Origin of the sequence: Roseovarius gahaiensis, from assembly GCF_011601345.1 — a bacterium.
In the GTDB taxonomy this organism is placed as follows: domain Bacteria; phylum Pseudomonadota; class Alphaproteobacteria; order Rhodobacterales; family Rhodobacteraceae; genus Roseovarius; species Roseovarius gahaiensis.
Map to the genome: position 1 here is coordinate 1 of NZ_JAAORB010000018.1, position 14973 is coordinate 14973.

A 14973-nucleotide genomic window follows, 5' to 3' on the forward strand; every position below is an offset into this window, starting at 1 on the left:
GGCATGAGGAAACTGACCGTTCTGACGCTCAATGTCGATAAAGGTGCGATAGCGCCCTTCCTCGTGCAGACGGTTGATCGCGTCTTCCAGCTTCGCAGAGTAATCCACTGGCGTCTCCTCCTTCGGTCTTTTGCGGCCCCCTGTTCCGGGCCGTTGTCGCATTGCAGGCGACATATTCATTAACGGTGATGCATATAGATGTCCCACCCCTCACGCAACAGGTTACAAATTGCCGCCCCCCCATTCTTTGACATCGATCAAGCCCGCTGGACAGCAGCGTGTCACCTGATACGCTATTTAAAACTTATATAAATTCAAGGATCGCAAATGTCACTGGACGCCGTTCTGGCCCGCATCGACGACCAACTGCCCGCCGCAACCGACCGCCTTATGGGGTTGCTGCGCATCCCGTCCATCTCGACCGACCCAACCTATGCCGGGCCGTGCACGCAGGCCGCCGATTAGCTGGTCAATGACCTCAACAGCCTTGGCATACAGGCCGAAAAGCGCGAAACACCGGGGCATCCGATGGTTGTTGGGCATGTCGACGGCGATGGCCCGCACCTGTTGTTTTATGGCCATTACGATGTGCAGCCCGTCGACCCGCTGGAGTTATGGGACAGCCCGCCGTTCGAGCCCAAGCTTGAAGATACCCCCAAAGGTCAGGTGATCCGTGGCCGGGGCAGTTCGGACGACAAAGGCCAGTTGATGACATTTGTCGAGGCCTGCCGCGCATGGCGCGACGTCAACGGCACCCTGCCTTGCAAGATCACGATCTTTTTCGAAGGCGAAGAGGAATCAGGCTCGCCGTCGCTGGTGCCATTTATGGAACAAAACGCCGATGAATTGCGCGCCGATATCGCGTTGATTTGCGACACCGGCCTGTTCCAATCGAAAACGCCAGCCATTGTGACCATGCTACGCGGGATGGTGACCGAAGAACTGACGATCACGGGCCCCAAGGTCGATCTGCATTCCGGCTTTTTCGGTGGTTTGGCGATGAACCCCATTCGGGCGCTGTCGGGCATTCTGGCCGATCTGCATGACAGCACGGGCCGCGTGACGATTCCCGGATTCTACGATGGTATCCCGGAGCTGACCGATGAGGTCCGCGCCCAATGGGAGGGTCTGAATTTCGACTGGCAAGATTTTCTAGGTTCGGTCGGACTCAGCCAACCGGCGGGCGAACAGGGGCGCATGCCGCTTGAAATGATCTGGTCACGCCCCACCGCCGAGGTCAACGGCATCTGGGGCGGCTATACCGGCGACGGTTTCAAAACCGTGCTGCCCGCGCAAGCCCATGCCAAGATCAGCTTCCGCCTTGTCGAGGGCCAAGATCCCGACACCATCCGCGATGCGTTTCGCGGTTTCGTGCAGGCCCGCCTGCCCGACGATTGCAGCGTCGATTTCAAAGCGCATGGCGGCTCGGCGGCATCGGTCATGGAAACCAGCGATCCGGCCTTTGAGGCCGCCCGCCAAGCCCTGTCGGATGAATGGCCCGACGAGGCTGCGTATGTTGGCTGTGGTGGCTCGATCCCGATTGCCGGGCATTTCCAATCCATCCTTGGCATGAACGCCATGCTGATCGGCTTTGGCAAAGACGATGACGCCATCCACTCTCCGAACGAAAAATATGACCTTGAAAGCTTTCACAAGGGTATGCGCAGTTGGGCACGCATTCTTGATGCGCTAAGCAAAGAGTAAGGCTCCGCCATGACAATACCCGGTTTCACCTGTGATACGCGCGCGCCGAACGCGGTGGATATCACCTATAGCATCGGCGGCGCGGGTCCGCCTTTGGTTTTGCTGCACGGGTTCCCGCAAACCCACGCCATGTGGGCACAGATTGCACCTGATTTGGCCACGACTCATACGGTTATCTGCCCTGATCTGCGCGGCTATGGCGACAGCGGCAAACCGCAAGACATGGCCGCCTACAGCTTTCGCGCCATGGCGCGCGACGTGTTGGCCCTGATGGACCAGCTTGGCTATGACAGCTTTGCCGTGGTGGGCCATGATCGCGGCGGGCGCGTGGCACACCGGCTGGCCCTGGACGCGCCGGATGCCATCACCCGGCTGGCCGTGCTGGATATCGTGCCCACGCACACCCTGCTGGACGATTTACACGCGCAAGTGGCCCGCGCGTATTACCACTGGTTCTTTCTGGCACAGCCCGCGCCGTTCCCGGAAACCATGATCGCCCACGATCCCGACGCCTATTACGAAAGCTGTCTTTTGGGTTGGGGCAAAGCCGACCTGTCACAATTCGACGCGGCGCAACTGGCCGCCTACCGATCTGCATGGCGCAAGCCCGACACCATCCGCGGGATGTGCAATGATTACCGCGCCACCTTGGCGGTGGATTTTCAAGACGATGCCGATGATCTGTCGCAGCGCGTCACCTGCCCCACCCTTGTGCTATACGGCGCCGACGGGGCTATGGCGCAGCATTACGATATGGCCGCTGCTTGGTCGGACAAGTGCACGGATGTTCAGACGTGTGCCATTCCCGGCGGGCATTTCTTCCCCGACACGGCAGCACGGAAAACCGCGACCGCGCTTAGCGCGTTTTTTGGCTGATCTCGCGCGCAAGCTTGGCCACGGCCAAGGCCCACGGAAGGGAATGCAACAGCAGATCGAACCAGTCAATCGGACGCACCAGATCGCCCGCGATCAGCATTTTCAGCTTTTCCCAGATATGAGGCTCGGGGATGACAGGCGCTAACCCCAACGTCGCGCAAAGCGCCAGCACGATGAGCCACGGCAGTTTGTCCAAAATACGGGCCATGCACGTCGCATCCAGTTCAAGGGAAACTTAAGTGGCGCGGTTGACGGGGCTCGAACCCGCGACCTCCGGCGTGACAGGCCGGCACTCTAACCAGCTGAGCTACAACCGCGCTTTCACGACAAGCGAACCTTGGGGCAGTGGTGGCGCGGTTGACGGGGCTCGAACCCGCGACCTCCGGCGTGACAGGCCGGCACTCTAACCAACTGAGCTACAACCGCTCACTGCCCGCTCGATCTCTTGAGCGTGTGGCGCTTATTAGGCGCAGCGCGCGGTGCCGTCAAGCGCCGTTTGGGGAAATTTCACCAGCTAGCCGCCATGTTTTGAACCAACCCGACAGCGACCTGCGCCACAGGGTCGCAAACCCTCTTGCCGACCGGGGTCCGGCGTCTACTTACCGACTTATAAATTGCAGCAAGGAGGACGGATATGTTCAAAGGTTTCTTCAGCGCGATGCTGATCGTCACCGGGATTCTGGTGGTTCTGCCCGCGCTTATGATTCTGGCTCTTGAGGGGCCAGATTGGTTGGAGCAATGGCAACTCATGTCGCCCATCCTGTAACACCCCCGGCGCGGTTGGTTTGCTAACCGCGCCGCGCCGTGTTGCCGGTTCTTTTAAAGTCCAACGTTCCATGGGGAATGGTGGGTCGTGAGAGGCTCGAACTCCCGACATCTTCGGTGTAAACGAAGCGCTCTACCAACTGAGCTAACGACCCGGTGCGCGCGTCTTAGCCAATGCCGACGCCGCGCGCAAGAGGCTGTTTTCCGCTATTGGCCACAGACCCAACCGCTAAGCCAAACACCTCAAACAAAAGAAAACGGCGCGCCCGACTGTCAGGCACGCCGTTTGAAAATTCATGGTGGGTGATAAGAGATTTGAACTCCTGACATCTTCGATGTGAACGAAGCGCTCTACCACTGAGCTAATCACCCGTTGGAAAGCTATTTAGCGTCACTCGGCAGCGTCTGCAACACTCTCTTTCGCATTATCTTGGGTCGCGTCATCGCCATGATCCAGCGCCGGTGACGCGCTTTTGCTTTGGCGGATCTTGGCCACGGTGATACGCGCATTCGGCGTGTCCTTGGTGCGCTGCTGCTTGATCTTGCCAAAGGGCTGCAAATTCAATTCGCGCCCTTCAGCGATGGCTTCACCGAGGATATCGATCATCGCCTCGACCACTGGTTTTGCGTATTTCTTGCGCACATCCGAGCGTTCGGTGACAAGATCGACCAATTCTTTCTTTTTCAACTCAGGCGCAGCCGTCTGCGGCGTGGCCTCGTTGACTACGGCCGGATCGGGCGTAGAGGTTGCAGCGGGCTTTGCCGGTTTGGGGCCCGACGATTTGGGGGCCGACGATGCTGTCGCCAGCGTTGACGGCGATACAGACGCTTTCAGGGGGCTTGTTTTGGCCTTGGTCGGGGCGGTCTTGCGTTTGGACATTTGACACTCTCTATCATGACTGCTCTGCGCGACACAGTAACCGCAAGCCCCTCTTATGGCCAGCCGTCAGTTGACGCCTCTCAACTTGCGACATAATATTTTGACCGCATATGTTGGGGATAAAAATCATGAAAACCACCGTGTTTACCGTGCTCGCCCTCGCCGCATTCAGCGGCGCAGCCATCGCAAGCGGCTTGTCAGATCCGGTTGTGACACCCGAAGTCATTGCCGCAGATGCGGTCGATACATCGGATAAAATCGGCGGGCTGGTTGCCTTTGTGACGGTGTTGCTGATCATTCTGGGTGCTGCTGGCGTCTGATACAGTGGACGGCGTCCGCACCTAGAGGCGCTTTGAGAACAAAAAAGACCCCGCCACGTATCGCGGCGGGGTCTTCGTGTTTTTCGATGTCCGCAGACCTGCAGAGCGTGGTCCACGTCAGTGGGCCGTTGCGGCCTTGCCACGGCCCTCGGCCTTCAGCGCGGCTTCGGCTGCGGCCGCCTCTTCGGCCTCTTCATCCCATTCCACCGCTTCGGGCGTGCGCACCAGCGCCAACTTCAGCACATCGCGGACGTGATCCACCGGGATGATGTCCAGCCCCTCTTTCACGTTGTCCGGGATTTCGATCAGATCCTTTTCGTTTTCACGTGGGATCAGAACCGTTTTGATGCCCCCGCGAAGGGCCGCCAGCAGCTTTTCTTTCAAGCCACCAATGGCCAACGCGTTGCCGCGCAAGGTGACCTCGCCGGTCATGGCGATATCCTTGCGCACCGGGATGCCCGTCAGCACGGAAACGATCGACGTGACCATCGCCAAACCGGCGCTTGGCCCGTCCTTGGGCGTGGCACCTTCGGGAACGTGGACGTGGATATCCCACTTTTCAAAGCGCGGCGGCTTGACCCCGATCTCGGGCGCGATGGACCGCACGTAAGAACTCGCGGCATCGATCGATTCTTTCATCACGTCGCCCAAGGTGCCGGTGGTCTTCATCCGGCCCTTGCCGGGCAGGCGCAACGCCTCGATGTTCAGCAACTCGCCCCCGACCGAGGTATAGGCCAACCCGGTGACGACACCGACCTGATCCTTTTCTTCGGCCAGACCATAGCGGAACTTCTTGACGCCCAGATAATCCGTCAGGTTCTCGGGTGTCACCGTGATTGCCTTGTCCTCACCCTTGATGATCCGGGTGACCGCCTTGCGCGCGACCTTGGCGATTTCACGCTCAAGGTTCCGCACACCAGCCTCACGGGTATAGTGACGCACGATATCGGTCAGCGCCGCGTCGGTCAGCTCGAACTCGCCTTTCTCCAGGCCGTGGTTCTTGACCTGCTTCGGCAGCAAGTGCTGCTTGGCGATCTCGCGCTTTTCATCCTCGGTGTAGCCGGCCAGCGGAATGATCTCCATCCGGTCCAGCAATGGCCCCGGCATGGTATAGCTGTTGGCCGTGGTCAGGAACATGACGTTCGACAGATCATATTCCACCTCAAGATAGTGATCCACGAAGGTCGCGTTCTGCTCAGGGTCCAGCACCTCAAGCATGGCCGATGCCGGATCGCCGCGAAAGTCCTGACCCATCTTGTCGATCTCATCCAACAAGATCAGCGGATTGGTCGTTTTGGCCTTTTTCAGCGCCTGAATGATCTTGCCCGGCATCGAGCCGATATAGGTGCGGCGGTGACCCCGGATTTCGCTTTCATCGCGCACGCCGCCAAGGGAGATGCGGATAAACTCGCGGCCCGTCGCTTTGGCCACGGATTCCCCAAGGCTGGTCTTGCCCACGCCCGGCGGGCCGACAAGGCACATGATCGGGCCTTTCAGCTTTTTCGAGCGCTGCTGCACCGCAAGATATTCGACGATCCGTTCCTTGACCTTTTCAAGGCCATAATGGTCGGTATCGAGGATTTTCTCGGCGCGGCCCAAATCCTTTTTGACGCGCGATTTCACGCCCCACGGGATCGACAGCATCCAATCCAGATAGTTGCGCACCACTGTGGCCTCGGCGCTCATCGGGCTCATGTTCTTGAGCTTTTTCAGCTCGGCCTCGGCCTTGTCGCGCGCTTCCTTGGACAGCTTGGTGTTGGCGATCTTGTCTTCAAGCTCGGCCAGTTCGCCTTCGCCCTCTTCGCCATCGCCCAATTCCTTCTGAATGGCCTTCATCTGCTCATTCAGGTAGTATTCGCGCTGCGTTTTCTCCATCTGCGACTTGACGCGCGTCTTGATCTTTTTCTCGACCTGCAAAACGCTCATCTCGCCTTGCATCAAGCCGTAAACCTTCTCAAGACGTTCGCTCACGCTCAGGGTTTCCAAAAGCTCCTGCTTCTGCTCAACCTCGATACCCAGATGCCCGGCCACCAGATCGGCCAGTTTCGCGGGCTCTTCGGTGTCGCTGACAGCGGCTAGCGCTTCTTCGGGGATGTTTTTCTTGACCTTCGCGTAGCGCTCAAACTCATCACCGACGGTGCGCAAAAGCGCCTCAATGGTGGCTTGATCGCCCGGCATCTCTTGCAGATACTCGGCGCGCGCCTCGAAAAAGTTCTCGTTGTCCAGATATTCAGCGATCCGCACCCGCGCCACGCCTTCGACCAGCACCTTGACGGTGCCATCGGGCAGCTTCAGCAGTTGCAGCACATTGGCCAGCACACCGGCCCCGTAAATGCCGTCAACGTCGGGATCATCGACGCTGGCATCCATCTGGCTGGATAGCAGAATTTGCTTGTCGTCTTGCATGACCTCTTCCAGTGCGCGCACGGATTTTTCGCGCCCGACAAAAAGCGGCACAATCATATGTGGGAACACCACAATATCGCGCAGCGGCAGGACTGGGTAAGAGGCGTTAAGAGGCTCTTGCATGCTCGTTTCCTTGTTCTGGGCAGATGATCCGGGCCCCTGTTACAGGCAGCCGCGCCCATCTCCGCGTTTCCTGAATGTTAACTTGGGGCGCACCCGCTCAGGTTTCAACCGATTTGATGCAGAATGCCCGCCGCGCCAAGGCATCACAAGGGTTGTTTACGGGCTATTTTCGAAGATTACGCGTCAGACTTGCGCGATGCCGGTGACTCGATCAGGCACAGCACTCAGCACATCCGATTATAACGGCGCGATATCGCCCGCTTCCCGGCCCTTGTGAAAGCTGGCCTCCCACTCGGTAAACATCCCTTGGGCAATCGCCTGCCGCATCCCATCCATGATCTGCTGAAAGTAATGCAGATTGTGCCAGGTCAGCAGCATCGAGCTGATGATTTCTTGGCTGCGGAACACGTGATGCAAATAGGCGCGGCTATAGTTGCGGCAGGCCGGACAGGTGCATTCATCGTCAATCGGGCGCGGGTCGTCCTGATGTCGGGCGTTCTTAATGTTCAACTGACCGTGCCGGGTGAACACCTGTCCCGTGCGCCCACTGCGGGACGGCAAAACACAATCCATCATGTCGATGCCGCGTTTGACAGCGCCCACGATATCATCGGGCTTGCCCACGCCCATCAGGTAGCGCGGCTTGTCGTGCGGCAAAAACCCCGGCGCATAATCCAGCACGCCGAACATCGCCTCTTGCCCCTCGCCTACGGCCAGACCGCCAACCGCATAGCCATCGAACCCGATCTCGGTCAGGGCCTTGGCGCTTTCTTCGCGCAGTTCGGGGGTGACGCCGCCCTGCATGATGCCAAACAACGCATGGCCGGGCCGGTCGCCGAACGCCTCTTTCGAGCGCGCGGCCCACCGCATCGACAACCGCATGCTGTCGGCCACCTGTTTGTCGGTCGCAGGCAGTGCCGGGCATTCATCGAAACACATCACGATGTCGCTGCCCAACAGTCGCTGAATCTCCATCGAGCGCTCGGGCGTCAACTCGTGCTTGGACCCGTCGATATGGCTTTTGAAGGTCACGCCCGCCTCGGTCAGTTTGCGCAGCCCGGCAAGGCTCATCACCTGAAAGCCGCCGCTGTCGGTCAGAATGGGCCGATCCCAATTCATGAACTTGTGCAGCCCGCCCAAACGGTCGATCCGCTCCGCCGTGGGGCGCAGCATCAGGTGATAGGTGTTGCCCAGCAAAATATCCGCGCCCGTCGCGCGCACGTTTTCGGGCAGCATCGCCTTGACCGTCGCCGCCGTGCCCACCGGCATAAAGGCCGGCGTGCGCACATCACCGCGCGGGGTGCTGATCACACCTTTGCGCGCCATCCCGTCCGTCGCTTGCACTTGAAAGTCGAATTTCACCACAACATCCCGCTTTTGCCGTCTTTCCGCCCCCCTTATTGTGATTTAATCTGCCTTGAAAACCCCGCGCCTTCATTTCAAGTGAGTTTCGCAATGACCGAACAACAAATTCTGGATCTTCTGGCGTCAAACCTGATCTGGGTGCTTCTGGCGATCCTGATCTTTGTCGTGATTTTCAAAGGCATCCAGATCGTTCCGCAATCCGAGCAATACGTCGTCGAACGCTTTGGCCGCCTGCGCGCGGTTCTGGGGCCGGGGATCAACTTCATCGTGCCGTTCCTTGATGTGGTGCGTCACAAGGTGTCGATCCTTGAACGCCAACTGCCCAATGCCAGCCAAGATGCCATCACCCGCGACAACGTGCTGGTCGAGGTTGAGACATCCGTGTTCTACCGCATCACCCAACCGGAAAAGACGGTTTACCGTATCCGCGACGCTGACGCCGCCATTGCCACCACGGTCGCAGGCATCGTACGCGCCGAGATTGGCAAGATGGACCTTGACGATGTTCAGGCCAACCGGTCCGCGTTGATAACAACCATCAAGGCGGCCGTCGAAGACGCGGTGGACAATTGGGGCATCGAGGTGACGCGCGCCGAACTGCTGGACGTCAACCTTGACGAAGCCACCCGCGCCGCCATGCTGCAACAGCTTAACGCCGAGCGTGCCCGCCGCGCCCATGTGACCGAAGCCGAGGGCAAAAAACGCGCCGTTGAACTGGAAGCCGAAGGCGAGCTTTATGCCGCCGAACAAACCGCCAAGGCACGACGGATTACCGCCGACGCCGAAGCTTATGCCACCGGGGTCGTGGCCAAGGCGATTGCCGATAACGGGCTGGAAGCCGCGCAATATCAAGTCGCGCTCAAACAGGTCGAGGCGCTGAATGCCCTTGGCAGCGGTCCGTCCTCGCAAACCGTTCTGGTCCCCGCACACGCGCTAGAGGCCTTTGGAAACGCCTTTAACATGCTGAAAGGCAAATCATGACAGAACTTTGGACATCATGGTGGGTTTGGCTGGCCGCTGCCCTTGGGCTGGCGATCCTTGAAACCCTGATCCCCGGATATGTCTTTCTGGGCATCGCAATCGGCGCGGCCATGATGGCATTGATCGTGGCGCTGCCGCTGTCGATTGGCCTTGCGGCCATACTGGCGATTTTCGCGGTTCTGTCTCTGGTCGCTTGGTTGATCCTGCGGCGTGTGTTTCGGGCCCGCAATGATCAAAGCCGCGTCATCCATGACGATATCAATCAATAGCCACGGCCGCCCCCTTTGCGAGCGGCATGGCCTACAAAGCCCATTACCCAAGGGATATCACCTGCTTTCATCCCGTCTAAATTGCGTTATGGTCGACGGCTAAGGTGCCGCCAGACACAACGGCAAAATCAAAAGGGACAGGCATATGACCGACATACCCGATCCATCGCAACAACTGCAATTCGGGTGGGAGGAGTGGATCTCGCTTCCGGATCTGGGCGTGCCCGCCTTACGGGCCAAAGTGGACACCGGCGCGCGCACCTCCGCGCTACATGCGTTTGACATCGAAACCTTTGGCCCCGCCAGCAAACCCAAGGTCAGGTTTACCGTGCACCCGATCCCCGGGCGCGATGATCTGGTCATTCCCTGCTCGGCACCGATCATCGACCGCCGCGAAGTGACATCGTCGAATGGCGAAAAGGAAATGCGCTATGTCATTGAAACCAATCTGGAAGTGAACGGTGACTGCTGGCCGATCGAAATGACGCTCACCAACCGGTCGACCATGCAATCGCGCATGTTGCTGGGGCGTCAGGCGCTCAAGGATCATATCACGATCGTGGCGACCGACCGGTTTTTGCAGCCCGAGCTAAGCTATGATGTCTATCACACCGCCAAGATGCGCCGCGAAGCGCCCAAGCGGTCCTTACGAATCTGCGTGCTGTCGCGCGAAGATAATTACTCCACGCGCCGCCTTGTCGAAGAGGGCGAAAAGCGCGGCCATTCGGTTGAGGTGATCAACACCACGCGGTGCTACATGGCCATCAACGCCATGGCCCCCGAGGTGCATTATGATGGCAAGCGCCTGCCGCGCTTTGATGCTGTGATCCCGCGCATTGGTGCGTCGATCACCCCCTATGGCACCGCCATCATCCGCCAGTTCGAAACCATCGGCACTTATTGCGTCAACCCCTCGGCTGGCATTACCGCCAGCCGCGACAAACTGTATGCCCATCAGCTTATGGCGCGCGCCAAGATCGGTATGCCCAACACCGCCTTTGCCGCATCGCCCAAAGATACAGGCAACCTGATCGGGCTGGTCGGCACCGCGCCTTTGATCGTCAAACTGCTGGAATCGACCCAAGGCAAAGGCGTTGTGCTGGCCGAAACAAAAAAAGCCGCTGAATCGGTGATCGACGCGTTCCGCGGATTGAAGGCGAACTTTCTGGTGCAGGACTTCGTAAAGGAAGCCGCAGGCGAAGACATCCGCTGTCTGGTGATCGGCGGCAAGGTTGTGGCGTCGATGAAGCGCACCGGCGCCGACGGCGATTTCCGCTCGAACCTGCATCGCGGCGGATCGGCCAAATCAGTTCGGATCACCAAGGAAGAACGCGACACCGCCCTGCGCGCGGCCAAGGCATTCAACCTGAACATGGCCGGCGTGGACCTTCTACGCTCGGAAAATGGGCCCAAGGTGCTTGAGGTGAACTCATCCCCGGGGTTCGAAGGCATTGAAAAATCCACCAACAAGAACATCATCGGAAAGCTTTACGACAACATCGAAGAGCGCGTGCGCCCTACCCCCGTTCGCCGCCGCCGATCTGCCAGATCCGATTGAAGGGCGTCCAGCCCGACACCTTCAAAACAGTGCGACCGTCGCGTCCTTTTGGTGCCTTTTGCTGCCGTGCAGCAAGACCGCATCCATTTGTTTTGCTTGCTGTTCACCGCGCCCCTCTGGACGGCAGGCCACATAAATCCTATATGTTTCGTCAGGAACACTGCAGGAGTCGTCCATGACCCATAGCCCCGAACCGCTCGAAGGGACGCCGCTGATCGCGCCCTCCAGCACCGAACACCCGCTTTACGATCAGATCGTTGAAGCGTGCCGTTCTGTTTATGACCCCGAAATTCCAGTCAATATCTACGATCTAGGTCTGATTTACACCATCGAGATCGACGGTGAGAACGCGGTGCGCGTGATCATGACCCTGACCGCACCGGGCTGTCCCGTGGCCGGTGAAATGCCCGGCTGGTTGGCCGAGGCGATCGAGCCGGTGGCCGGCGTCAAACAGGTGGATGTTGAATTGGTTTGGGATCCGCCCTGGGGTATGGACATGATGAGCGACGAAGCCCGGCTTGAATTGGGTTTCATGTAATTACTTCAATAGATTGAAAGGGAAAGCTGATGTTCGGAATTCCCGGAAAGCAGGCTGTTAGCATAACGCCAGCCGCTGCCACACAGATTGCAAAACTGATGGACAAAGACGGCCATCAAGGGTTGCGCATCGGCGTCAAGAAAGGCGGCTGTGCTGGCATGGAATACACGATGGAATATGTGGCCGAAGTCGACCCGCATGATGAAGTGGTTGAACATGAAGGTGCGCGGGTCATGATTGCGCCCATGGCGCAAATGTTTCTGTTCGGCACGCAGATCGACTATCAAACATCCTTGCTGGAATCAGGGTTTGTGTTCAACAATCCTAACGTAACCGAAGCCTGTGGTTGCGGTGAATCCATCAAGTTTGAAGGCATGTAAGACACGCCTGTATTCCACTGATATCAAAAGATAAAAAGGACGCTTAGGCTTATGGTGCGCAAACTTGCCGCTGGCAATTGGAAGATGAACGGAACCCGCGCGGCATTGGCCGAACTGCAAACCTTGGCGCAAGCGCATGACAGCCCGTCGGTTGATATTTTGATCTGCCCACCTGCCCCGTTGCTATTTTCAGCGGCGGAGATGGTTAAAGGTCAGGCCATTGATATTGGCGCACAGGATTGCCACCCGGCGGCCTCTGGAGCGCATACCGGCGATATCGCAGCGCCCATGATCGCCGATTGCGGTGCGACGGCCGTGATCCTTGGCCATTCAGAACGACGCGAAGACCACAATGAAACCGACGATCTGGTGCGCGCCAAGGCGACGGCGGCCCATGCCGCGGGGCTGACCGCAATCATATGTATCGGTGAAACGCTGGCGCAGCGCGACGCGGGGCAAACCCTTGGTGTCATCGCCGCACAGCTAGAAGGCTCCACCCCCGACAGCGCCAAGGCAGACAACACCGTCATCGCCTACGAGCCTGTGTGGGCCATCGGCACGGGTAAGGTGCCCAGCCTTGAACAAATCGGCGAAGTGCATGATTTCATGCGTCAAAGCCTATCCAAGCGCTTTGGCACCGACACCGCCAAGGGCGTGCGCCTGTTGTATGGCGGGTCTGTCAAACCCGCCAACGCGGCCCAGATCTTTGCGGTGGATAACGTTGATGGTGCCCTGGTCGGTGGCGCAAGCCTGTCGGAAGGTGATTTTACCCCGATTATCAAGGCCCTAAGCGACAACTCTTAAGGTCATAACGGCAGGTGCGTGGTGGATTTGATTTCCTCCATCGACAAAAGCGCTGTGACGTTGTGCACTTTCACCTCGGAAATTAGCGCCTGATAGAAGCTGTCATAAGCGCGGGCATTGGCCACACGCACCTTTAGGATGTAGTCGATATCACCTGCCAGCCGGTGGGCCTCTTGCACCTCGTCGCGATCCAGCAGCGCCTTGAGGAATTTCGCCTGCCAGTCTGCATCATGCTCGGACGTGCGGATCAGCACGAAAAAGCACGCCTCGAATCCAAGCGTCTCGGCATCCAGCAAAAATGTCTGTTGCTTGATGATTCCCGCATCGCGCATTTTGCGAATCCTGTTCCAGACAGGGGTCTTGGAACTGCCCACAATCTTGGCGATTTCGTCCAAAGATTGGCCGCCGTCGCGCTGCAGCTGCACAAGAATTTTCCGATCCAGATCGTCGATACGAACAGTCATTTTATGTGTCACCTTTTTGTGGAACGCCCCCATACCAATCCGCCATTTTTGGAACAAAAATCCTTATTGTCGTAGGTATATGGCAATTTATCGGGAATATTTCCTATATTCACAGCAAGGTCAATCAAGTTTCCGGGGTGGTCCCATGCAGCATTTTCCAATTTTCATGTCAGTCGCGGGCCGGCGGATCGTGGTCGCAGGCGGCGGCGATGCGGCGGTTGCGAAATTGCGCCTTCTGCTAAAGACCGAGGCGCGGCTGAACGTTTTCAGCACGCACCCAGCCCCGGAGATCGAAAGCTGGGCCAATGATCATCGCATGACACTCTACCGGCGGGATTTGGCCCCCGGTGACACGCTCTGCGCGGCGCTGTTCTACGGCGCCAACGAAGACGCGGCCGAGGATGCGCGCACCGCAGCCATCGCGCGTGCGGATGGCGCGTTGGTGAATATCGTGGACAACCTGCAAGACAGCCAGTTCATCACCCCGGCCATCGTGGACCGCGACCCCGTGACCGTGGCCATCGGCACCGAAGGGGCCGCCCCCGTGCTGGCCCGTGCGATCAAGGCCGATTTGGAGGAAAAACTTCCTTCAACCCTTGGGACGTTGGCCCGGATCGGCAAGGCGTTTCGAAAAATGGCCGACGTTTTGCCCATGGGTCGCGCGCGTCGTGACTTTTGGGCTGAATATTACTTTCACGCGGGGCCACATGCCGTCACGACCGGTGGCGAAAACGACGTGAAGGATAGCTTGCAAACCCTTTTGAAAAAACACTTAACCGCCGCGGAAACGCCGGGGCATGTGGCCTTTGTCGGGGCTGGTCCGGGCGATCCGGAGTTGCTGACACTCAAGGCACGCAAAGCCCTTGATGCGGCGGATGTGGTGATTCATGACAGGTTGGTCACCCCGGATATCCTAGAGCTTGCCCGCCGCGAAGCCACGGTGATTGATGTGGGCAAACAAGGATTTGGCCCGGCGATGGCGCAGGACAAGATCAACCAGTTGATCGTCGCCCATGCCTTGGACGGCGCGCAGGTTGTTCGGCTCAAAGGTGGCGATCCCACGGTATTCGGGCGGCTGGACGAAGAGATCGCAGCGCTTGAGGACGCCGGGATCGGCTGGCACATCGTGCCCGGCATCACCGCCGCGTCGGCCAGCGTTGCAGCCATGGGCCAAAGCCTAACCCAACGGGGCCGCAACAGCGCCGTTCGCCTACTGACCGGGCATGACATGAAAGGCTTTGCCGATCACGATTGGCAAACGCTGGCCCGGTCCGGCGAGGTTGCCGCGATTTACATGGGCAAGAAATCGGCCCGCTTCATCCAAGGCCGCCTGATCATGCACGGGGCCGACCGCGTCACGCCGGTCACGGTGATCGAAAACGCATCGCGCCCCGATCAACGCTGTCTGGCCACCACATTGGAAACCATGGCGCAGGATCTTTCGGATGCGTCAATCACCGGGCCTGCCTTGCTGGTTTATGGCTTGGCCCCACGTGCCGCACAGGCGGCCCTTTCCTCTTTGAAACAGGAGCTTGCCTGA

15 protein-coding genes, 4 tRNA genes and 1 pseudogene are annotated in these 14973 nt (G+C 58.8%); 11 read left to right on the plus strand and 9 right to left on the minus strand.

All coding sequences use genetic code 11. The features are described 5' to 3' along the window. The first annotated feature begins 327 nt into the window (after positions 1–327). Both HAT86_RS09920 and HAT86_RS09925 read left to right on the plus strand, forming a co-directional pair. Positions 328–1704, plus strand: a pseudogene (locus HAT86_RS09920) (M20/M25/M40 family metallo-hydrolase). A gap of 9 nt (positions 1705–1713) precedes the next feature. Beyond that, positions 1714–2580 (plus strand): alpha/beta fold hydrolase, encoded by an 867-nt coding sequence (locus tag HAT86_RS09925; protein WP_167196665.1) that lies wholly within the window; start codon positions 1714–1716, stop codon positions 2578–2580. On the opposite strand, the gene HAT86_RS09930 is transcribed toward HAT86_RS09925, so the two are convergent. The 3 genes from HAT86_RS09930 to HAT86_RS09940 form a co-directional block, all read right to left on the minus strand. Beyond that, positions 2561–2788, minus strand: a complete 228-nt coding sequence (locus tag HAT86_RS09930) for an RND transporter (RefSeq protein ID WP_167196668.1) — start codon at positions 2786–2788, stop codon at positions 2561–2563. The two genes, HAT86_RS09925 and HAT86_RS09930, sit on opposite strands and share 20 nt — an antisense overlap. 32 nt (positions 2789–2820) lie before the next feature. Next, positions 2821–2897, minus strand: a tRNA-Asp gene (locus HAT86_RS09935). A gap of 32 nt (positions 2898–2929) precedes the next feature. Further along, positions 2930–3006: transfer RNA gene (locus HAT86_RS09940), tRNA-Asp, on the minus strand. A 208-nt stretch (positions 3007–3214) separates the two neighbouring features. Here HAT86_RS09940 and HAT86_RS17005 point away from each other — a divergent pair. After that, complete coding sequence (locus tag HAT86_RS17005) at positions 3215–3346, plus strand: hypothetical protein (protein WP_269204311.1); 132 nt, start codon at positions 3215–3217, stop codon at positions 3344–3346. 78 nt (positions 3347–3424) lie between these two features. On the opposite strand, the gene HAT86_RS09945 is transcribed toward HAT86_RS17005, so the two are convergent. The 3 genes from HAT86_RS09945 to HAT86_RS09955 form a co-directional block, all read right to left on the minus strand. Beyond that, positions 3425–3500, minus strand: a tRNA-Val gene (locus HAT86_RS09945). A gap of 142 nt (positions 3501–3642) precedes the next feature. After that, positions 3643–3717, minus strand: a tRNA-Val gene (locus HAT86_RS09950). Positions 3718–3736: 19 nt separating this feature from the next. Continuing rightward, positions 3737–4225, minus strand: coding sequence for an HU family DNA-binding protein (locus HAT86_RS09955; RefSeq protein WP_167196671.1), 489 nt, complete (start codon positions 4223–4225; stop codon positions 3737–3739). Positions 4226–4353: 128 nt separating this feature from the next. Here HAT86_RS09955 and HAT86_RS09960 point away from each other — a divergent pair, with 128 nt between their 5' ends. Continuing rightward, positions 4354–4545, plus strand: a complete 192-nt coding sequence (locus HAT86_RS09960) for a hypothetical protein (protein ID WP_167196674.1) — start codon at positions 4354–4356, stop codon at positions 4543–4545. Between the two features lie 117 nt (positions 4546–4662). On the opposite strand, the gene lon is transcribed toward HAT86_RS09960, so the two are convergent. Both lon and tgt read right to left on the minus strand, forming a co-directional pair. Beyond that, the gene (gene lon, locus HAT86_RS09965; protein WP_167196677.1) at positions 4663–7074 is read right to left on the minus strand and encodes an endopeptidase La; all 2412 of its coding nucleotides are present in this window, start codon (positions 7072–7074) and stop codon (positions 4663–4665) included. Positions 7075–7311: 237 nt separating this feature from the next. Beyond that, a complete protein-coding gene (gene tgt, locus HAT86_RS09970) occupies positions 7312–8439 on the minus strand; it encodes a tRNA guanosine(34) transglycosylase Tgt (protein WP_167196681.1) in 1128 nt (375 codons plus the stop codon). Positions 8440–8529: 90 nt separating this feature from the next. Here tgt and HAT86_RS09975 point away from each other — a divergent pair, with 90 nt between their 5' ends. The 6 genes from HAT86_RS09975 to tpiA all read left to right on the plus strand — a co-directional run bounded on the left by HAT86_RS09975 (position 8530) and on the right by tpiA (position 12969). After that, positions 8530–9420 (plus strand): SPFH domain-containing protein, encoded by an 891-nt coding sequence (locus tag HAT86_RS09975; protein ID WP_167196684.1) that lies wholly within the window; start codon positions 8530–8532, stop codon positions 9418–9420. Next, positions 9417–9689, plus strand: a complete 273-nt coding sequence (locus HAT86_RS09980) for an NfeD family protein (protein ID WP_167196687.1) — start codon at positions 9417–9419, stop codon at positions 9687–9689. Before HAT86_RS09975 ends, HAT86_RS09980 begins: the two co-directional genes overlap by 4 nt. A 145-nt stretch (positions 9690–9834) precedes the next feature. Then, the gene (gene rimK / locus HAT86_RS09985; RefSeq protein ID WP_167196690.1) at positions 9835–11247 is read left to right on the plus strand and encodes a 30S ribosomal protein S6--L-glutamate ligase; all 1413 of its coding nucleotides are present in this window, start codon (positions 9835–9837) and stop codon (positions 11245–11247) included. Between the two features lie 175 nt (positions 11248–11422). Then, a complete protein-coding gene (locus tag HAT86_RS09990) occupies positions 11423–11785 on the plus strand; it encodes an SUF system Fe-S cluster assembly protein (RefSeq protein WP_167196694.1) in 363 nt (120 codons plus the stop codon). A gap of 29 nt (positions 11786–11814) precedes the next feature. Then, on the plus strand, positions 11815–12165 hold the full coding sequence (locus HAT86_RS09995) for a HesB/IscA family protein (protein WP_167196697.1): 351 nt from the start codon (positions 11815–11817) through the stop codon (positions 12163–12165). A 51-nt stretch (positions 12166–12216) separates the two neighbouring features. Further along, on the plus strand, positions 12217–12969 hold the full coding sequence (gene tpiA, locus HAT86_RS10000) for a triose-phosphate isomerase (RefSeq protein WP_167196700.1): 753 nt from the start codon (positions 12217–12219) through the stop codon (positions 12967–12969). A gap of 2 nt (positions 12970–12971) precedes the next feature. On the opposite strand, the gene HAT86_RS10005 is transcribed toward tpiA, so the two are convergent. Further along, a complete protein-coding gene (locus HAT86_RS10005) occupies positions 12972–13433 on the minus strand; it encodes an Lrp/AsnC family transcriptional regulator (RefSeq protein WP_167196704.1) in 462 nt (153 codons plus the stop codon). A 145-nt stretch (positions 13434–13578) separates the two neighbouring features. Between HAT86_RS10005 and cysG the strand changes: the two genes are divergently transcribed. Beyond that, on the plus strand, positions 13579–14973 hold the full coding sequence (gene cysG, locus HAT86_RS10010) for a siroheme synthase CysG (RefSeq protein WP_167196707.1): 1395 nt from the start codon (positions 13579–13581) through the stop codon (positions 14971–14973).